Genomic DNA, 6,411 nt, shown 5'->3' with positions numbered 1-6,411 from the left:
TCAACTTGCCGTACGACTTGCATGTATTAGGCCTGCCGCTAGCGTTCATCCTGAGCCAGGATCAAACTCTCCATTGTATAGTTTGTTTTTCCTCTTATCGCTAAGAAGTTGTTTCCTGCCCATATTTCCTCTATCATGCAATTAAATCACACAATATTCTATTGTTTCGTCTTCAACATTTCAATGAACTTCCGACCGGTCTCAACCGATCAACGCCAGACTATTGCTGGGATATTTTCTTTCCTATTCTTTAAAACAGGATCGCAAAGGTAATTCAATATTTTATTCTTTCAAAATCGGATTTATAAAATTTACTTTTTATTATCTGATTTTGATACAATCAATCCGAATAAATTAGGGTATTTGATTTCGCTGCCCGTCGTTTGGGATTGCAAAGGTGCAACACTTTTTTTCATTTGCAAAAATAGAATTGAAAATAATTCCACATAAAGATAAAGTGTACTGATATTCAAGCAGAAAAAATATAAAATGACTTGAAAATTATTAATACTTAAACGTTGGCATTCGTTTGCGGAAATTCTTTTTCAGAAATTGATCAACAAATGAATACCGCATAGACACTTCATGTGCCCCTCCGGATTGCCTCCAGCCTAATTGAGAAAGTGTAAAATCATAACTGTACCCAAGGTCAATACCGTTTTGAAGTGAAAAACCGATCAAACCGATAAGTGCTTCATTGTTAGGCAAACCAATCCTGGTTGGAAATCCCCTGTACCAAAATCCAAGAACTATCGGTTCAAAATAAAGCTCCATACCGAAATCCAACTGATCAAAAACCCCTTGCCGCTTATAATTGAATGCCAAAGAAAACGTTCGCTCCTGTTGGGTATTATTGAAATAGTCATTAATGCCACCCGGTGTCAAGTCAAATTTTACGCCGCCGTGTGCCGAATACCTGATCGGGAGTACATCCCTGTCAAATTCCAAATAGGAAATATTAGGTTGAGTAAGGTGATGCCCTGAAAAGCCGAACCAAAATCTATCATTATAATAGAGCATACCTGAATGAAAATCAGCAAAACTCCGCTGTCTATCATCAGAAATGGATCCCCCATTTCCTCCTGGAATCACAACTCCACGATTGATATCCAATTGCGTACTGAGAACCACTTCATCAAAACTCGCTGATCTCGTGGCCCAACTTCCCTGAATCCCCATATGCAAAAAACCTGATTCGCCCAATCTTACTCTATAAGAGTATACCAAACCTACTTCTGTGTTTTGCAAATTTGCCAAACTCTCCCGGCTTCCATTTATTATGATCCCGATTCCCGAATTTTTCTCATCAATAAAATGATCGGCATAAGCCGAAAAAGTGACAAATGTCTGATCCAATGAGGGCCACTGATTTCTGAAATTAATGCCTATTCTTGTCATTTCAGAACTCCCGGCAAATGCTGGATTAAGATAAAGTGGGGAGGCATAAAATTGTGAAAACTGAACATCCTGAGCCTGGGAAATTCCGAACACAAAAGTTAAACTGATCATTAATAAAATCCTCTTCATATCACCTGATCAATAAGAATTTTCCGCTTTCTTCAATTTTATCACCATCTATTGATTCCATATTGATCCTGTAGACATAATTGCCGGATGGCATCAGTTGCCCGTTGACTTTACCGTCCCATCCCGGGGTATTGATATCATTGGTTCTGAAAATCATATTACCCCAGAGATTGAAAATCAGCATTTCCATTTTTATAATCCCTTTTGTTTTAGGTCTGAAAAATTGATTTTCAGATAAAGTAGGTGTGAAGCCTGTTGGAAACATTACCCTAAAGGATTTTGTCAAGGGAAGCTCCAACTCAAAGGTATTTTCACAACCAAACTCATTGGTGACTGTCAACTTGATCAGAAAATTTCCTTTTTTACCAAAAACATGAACAGGAGATTGCTCATTACTGCTATTCCCATCACCAAAATCCCAATTCCAAGCGATAGCGCCACCCGTCGAAAGATCATTGAACCTGATGGGGTCATCGATAAATATTCCCCCGCCTTCATCACCTGTTATACCTGTCCCATCTACCTCATATACAAAATTTGAAATCAGGGCCTCCGAAATAATGACCAGTTCAAAATCAATGGGGTCTGACCAACATTCTAAATCTTTATGCTTCACACTAATACTATAAGGACCCGACTGCCCAATGGCGGCCATTTCTTCATTGATCAAAAATTGACCTGAGGGGGTTTCTAACCTGTAATCAAAATCATCCTCATTATAATCAAATATAAAATCCCTTACATCCAATGTCATTCCTGGGGTACATCCAACCACAGGGTCTTCAATTCTAAGTTCGGGAAAAGCAGGATTGATAACTTCAAATACAGCAGATTCTGTTGGACAACTTTTTGAATTGTATGCGGTAACAGTATATGAACCCGCTTCCACAGCAAAATATTCAGGGGCATTTGATTCCGGTATTAATATCCCATCTTTAAACCATTCAAATCTCACATATTCTTCTTCGCCAACTGCATTGAGTAAAATACCATCTCCTACACAAAGTCTGATTTCGTCTTCCTCTTCACCTAGACCCTCTGCTATAATATTTACCGGTTCGGGAGATTCTTTAATCAGAAGGCGGATATAATTCCCTGAGGAGGTTTTTCCGTAATTATCTGTTACAGTATAATAAATCTCAACCGTCTCGTCCACAAATCCCACATTGGGGAAAAATGTAAAGCTACCTCCTTCATCAGCTGCGCGGAAAGTGCCCTGAGGCAAAACCATTTGCCTGTTTTCGGGCCTACACCTGCCTTGGGAACAAATGTCATCTCCTTCGGCTTCTATCTCATCCAATGAACCGTATAATTGCAGACATCTGATTGAAGAACCCTCATTGGGAAGGGTTATTTCTTCTTCAGTAATTTCATAGGTATTTTCCTGACCTTCGCAGGAAGCCTTGTCATCGATATTTGTGCCTATGGGATTTTCCAGTCTATCCTGATCAGATACCTCTACCTGAAGATTTCTGATTTCATGAATATTCATTAATCCACCTGTTGAAGCAGCAAAACCAATTTTTAAATTCTCAGGTGCCTCAAAAATATAATCTGTCTTATCAAAGATTTTTACCATTCTGGGATTTCCAGGACTCGTGGTTACCATCAAATCAACAGAAATCGAATAGCCAATACCCCCAGGGTGAGGTTCCAGGTCAACAAACAATTTTCTATATCCGGGAATATTGGGATCTGTCACCCTTTGAGAACCGGCTCCCCCAGATTCAAGTGGGAATCTATCAACAGCAGGAAGAGCAAAAGCCCCTTCATTGTTTGTCCATTTTCCCGTTACAAACTGATACCCGTTAAGGCCAGAGCCATTCCCTCTTACAATAATACTATTTGGATAAAGGCCATCTCCTCCACCAAAAAAACCTCCTATTTTTCCCTCAGATGAATTTCCAAAATTCCCAAAAGAATCAAGTCCTATTCCAAGATAGGCTCCCGTCAACCCCGCGGTCTGCCCTCGTTGTGCATACCCAAGAGAGCCTCCAAAACCTCCCGGCCTAAAAATGGGGGTGTCTGCATCAAACAAAAAGACAGTAAGTCCATCGGCCCCATTTCCTCCATATACAAAAAACTCAAAAGAAGTTTTGATACCAAAGGCGGAGGGAAAAGGTATGTCTATATATATATATCCATTTTGCTCAAGCTGAGCATCGGTCAATCTCAGGACGCCATTAACCAATCTGGCGCTCCCTCCAAATATCGTGGTGCTTTGAGTTGAACCATCCTGAAAATCTTCACAATATGGAAATCCAACCTGTGCATAAGCATCTTGAATAACCAAAAAAGAAAAATAAAGTATCATTAAAATACTTAATCTTCCTATAAATTTTCCTACTCCTTTATACACTTTATTAACTTCCCTCACTTTATAATTAAAATCGAAAGTGTAAATTATGAATTAAAGGAAATAAAAAAAATGATGAATTGCCTAGATGGCTATTTAAAATTCAAATATGTGTTTTTGAAAACAAAAAAGCCTCCAAAAAGGGGGCTTTCAATCATTATCTCAATATGGTCTGGTTTCTATCGGGACCAACAGAAACCATTTTTATAGGCACCCCAAGTTCATCTTCCAATAAATCCACATAATTCCTTAGCTCAATGGGAAATTTATCATAATCACTTGCCTCAGCCAATGAAGTATGCCAACCCCGAACTGTTTTATAAATTGGTTTGGCATCTTGGGTATTCAGCTCATAAGTTAGCCTATCCACCTTTTTACCGTCAGGTAATTCATAATGGGTACAGATTTTTATTTCTTCAAAAATATTGAGCACATCTGCCTTCATCATAAACAGCTGAGTCACACCATTGATCATGATAGAATACTTCAATGCGGGTAAATCAATCCAGCCACATCTTCTGGGTCTACCGGTCGTGGACCCAAATTCATTACCCTCTTTTCTCATGGCTTCACCAACTTCATCATAAAGTTCGGTTGGAAAAGGCCCACTGCCAACTCTTGTACAATATGCTTTGAAAATTCCGAAAACCTCGCCGATTTTGGATGGTGCAACGCCAAGTCCAGTGCAGGCCCCTGCAGCCATGGTATTACTGGAAGTCACAAAAGGGTAACTTCCAAAATCAATATCCAACAAGGACCCTTGGGCCCCTTCTGCTAAAACTCTTTTCCCGGAATCCAAATAACCATTCACTTCATATTCGCTGTCCACCAAATTCAATGTCCTGAAAAATTCAACCGCCTCGAAAAATGTTTTTTCCAATTCGGGTAATTGGACAAGATCAAATTCATAAAAGGACAGGATAGTTTTATGCTTTTCTACCAGGGCATTGTATCTATCCTCAAAATCAGGTGCCAATATATCCCCTACTCGTAGCGCAATTCTTCCAATTTTATCCTGGTAAGTTGGTCCTATGCCTTTTAAAGTCGATCCGATTTTTTTATCACCTTTTGACTTTTCGTAAGCGGCGTCAAGCAGCTTGTGGGTAGGAATAATAATGGTTGCTTTTTTTGAAACAAATAGGTTTTTCTTGAAGGAGATGTTGAATTTATGCAAGCCCTCTATTTCTTTTCTCAAAACAACAGGGTCTAGAACAACCCCATTTCCGATGATATTAAGAATGTTTTCCCTAAATATGCCTGAGGGTATCTGATGTAGCACATGCTTGATTCCATCAAATTCCAAGGTATGTCCCGCATTGGGTCCCCCCTGAAATCTGGCTACTACATCATATTGTGGCGCCAATACGTCCACCACTTTACCTTTACCTTCATCGCCCCACTGTAGGCCTAATAAAATATCCATTTTCATTTCCTGTAAAATCAACTCTTATATTAAAGTCTTTTTGAGGTGTGAAATTTGGAATAAGGTTAATGAATTGCAAGTAAATGAAGGGATTTATTCTCAATGGTCTCTTCAAACTGTATTGTCCCAATTGCAATTGTTTAAAATCCAATTATCAGAAAATATAATTGAGCCGATTTTCTAGGATGACATTTTAAAAAAATCTCATGAAAATATTGAAAGGAATGTCTGAAATCACTTTAACTTCAGCTTGGCTTCTTCCATTGTTGGAAAAACAGTGAAAATGTTATTCAACTTTGTGATGATCAATAATTTTTTAACATGTTCAGATGGGGTAGTCAAGTACACATCTCCTCCGGCATTTCTCATTTTTGTAAGCATTGTGATCAAAAGGCCAATCCCGCTCGAACTGATATACCTCACTTCGGAAAGGTCCACTACAAAAACCATTACTTTGTCATTGACTGCGTCCGACACAAATTCAACCAACTTTGGGCCGATATCATCTCCTATTAAATCCCCTGTCAGGTATAAAAAGTGAGCCTTTGCTTCTTTTTCAATTCTGTATTTTAACTTCATATTTTAGGTCTGTTTTCGCAGTTCATGTTTTGGCAGCTACCATAAAGAATAAGGGAATGGTGCATTACTTTAAATTTGAGGATTTCCCCTACAGTATTTTGGATATTCTGTATTCTCGGATCACAGAACTCCAATACTTTATTACATTCTACGCAAATGAGGTGATCATGCTGCTTGTATCCATAGGATTTTTCGAATTGGGCAAGGTTCTGTCCAAACTGATGCTTGGTGACCAAGTCACATTCTACCAATAGATCCAAGGTATTATACACTGTCGCTCGGCTTACACGATAGTTTTTGTTTTTCATGCTGATGTACAACGATTCAACATCAAAATGTCCCGACCTGCCATAGATTTCTTCCAAAATGGCATAGCGTTCAGGCGTTTTCCTCAGCTTCTTATTCTCTAAATATGCAGTGAAAATTTTCTTTACCTCTTCAAAAAGGGTTACGTTAAGGGCCATGTATTTGGTTTTTGTGCAAATATAACTTTTCTTATTTAGAAAAGATTCAAATAATGTGGGTC

General features: G+C 38.7%; 5 protein-coding genes and 1 rRNA gene (1 of these 6 only partly in view). All 6 read right to left on the bottom strand.

What is annotated here, in order from left to right; all coding sequences use genetic code 11:
- Window positions 1–77, bottom strand: a 16S ribosomal RNA gene (locus B9A52_RS07820) (it extends 1,447 nt beyond the left edge of the window).
- Window positions 78–504: 427 nt separating this feature from the next.
- Window positions 505–1,527 (bottom strand): PorP/SprF family type IX secretion system membrane protein, encoded by a 1,023-nt coding sequence (locus B9A52_RS07815; protein WP_084119776.1) that lies wholly within the window; start codon window positions 1,525–1,527, stop codon window positions 505–507.
- A gap of 1 nt (window position 1,528) precedes the next feature.
- Window positions 1,529–3,841, bottom strand: a complete 2,313-nt coding sequence (locus B9A52_RS07810; protein ID WP_084123435.1) for a PKD domain-containing protein — start codon at window positions 3,839–3,841, stop codon at window positions 1,529–1,531.
- Between the two features lie 199 nt (window positions 3,842–4,040).
- A complete protein-coding gene (locus tag B9A52_RS07805) occupies window positions 4,041–5,312 on the bottom strand; it encodes an adenylosuccinate synthase (protein ID WP_084119775.1) in 1,272 nt (423 codons plus the stop codon).
- A 228-nt stretch (window positions 5,313–5,540) separates the two neighbouring features.
- Window positions 5,541–5,885: an STAS domain-containing protein gene (locus B9A52_RS07800; RefSeq protein ID WP_084119774.1), complete on the bottom strand. Its 345-nt coding sequence runs from the start codon at window positions 5,883–5,885 to the stop codon at window positions 5,541–5,543.
- Window positions 5,882–6,349, bottom strand: coding sequence for a Fur family transcriptional regulator (locus B9A52_RS07795; protein ID WP_084119773.1), 468 nt, complete (start codon window positions 6,347–6,349; stop codon window positions 5,882–5,884). The genes B9A52_RS07800 and B9A52_RS07795 overlap by 4 nt, the downstream gene beginning before the upstream one ends.
- Window positions 6,350–6,411 lie beyond the last annotated feature (62 nt).

Source organism: Aquiflexum balticum DSM 16537 (assembly GCF_900176595.1).
Lineage (GTDB): Bacteria > Bacteroidota > Bacteroidia > Cytophagales > Cyclobacteriaceae > Aquiflexum > Aquiflexum balticum.
The sequence above is the reverse complement of the archived record's forward strand: the minus strand, read 5'-3'. Positions and strand labels throughout refer to the sequence as shown.

What these genes read in the sequence shown, in the direction of transcription:
- B9A52_RS07805 (WP_084119775.1), bottom strand. Translation starts at nt 5,312, where the DNA reads ATGAAAATGGATATTTTATTAGGCCTACAGTGGGGCGATGAAGGTAAA.
- B9A52_RS07795 (WP_084119773.1), bottom strand. Translation starts at nt 6,349, where the DNA reads ATGGCCCTTAACGTAACCCTTTTTGAAGAGGTAAAGAAAATTTTCACT.
- B9A52_RS07810 (WP_084123435.1), bottom strand. Translation starts at nt 3,841, where the DNA reads ATGATACTTTATTTTTCTTTTTTGGTTATTCAAGATGCTTATGCACAG.
- B9A52_RS07800 (WP_084119774.1), bottom strand. Translation starts at nt 5,885, where the DNA reads ATGAAGTTAAAATACAGAATTGAAAAAGAAGCAAAGGCTCACTTTTTA.
- B9A52_RS07815 (WP_084119776.1), bottom strand. Translation starts at nt 1,527, where the DNA reads ATGAAGAGGATTTTATTAATGATCAGTTTAACTTTTGTGTTCGGAATT.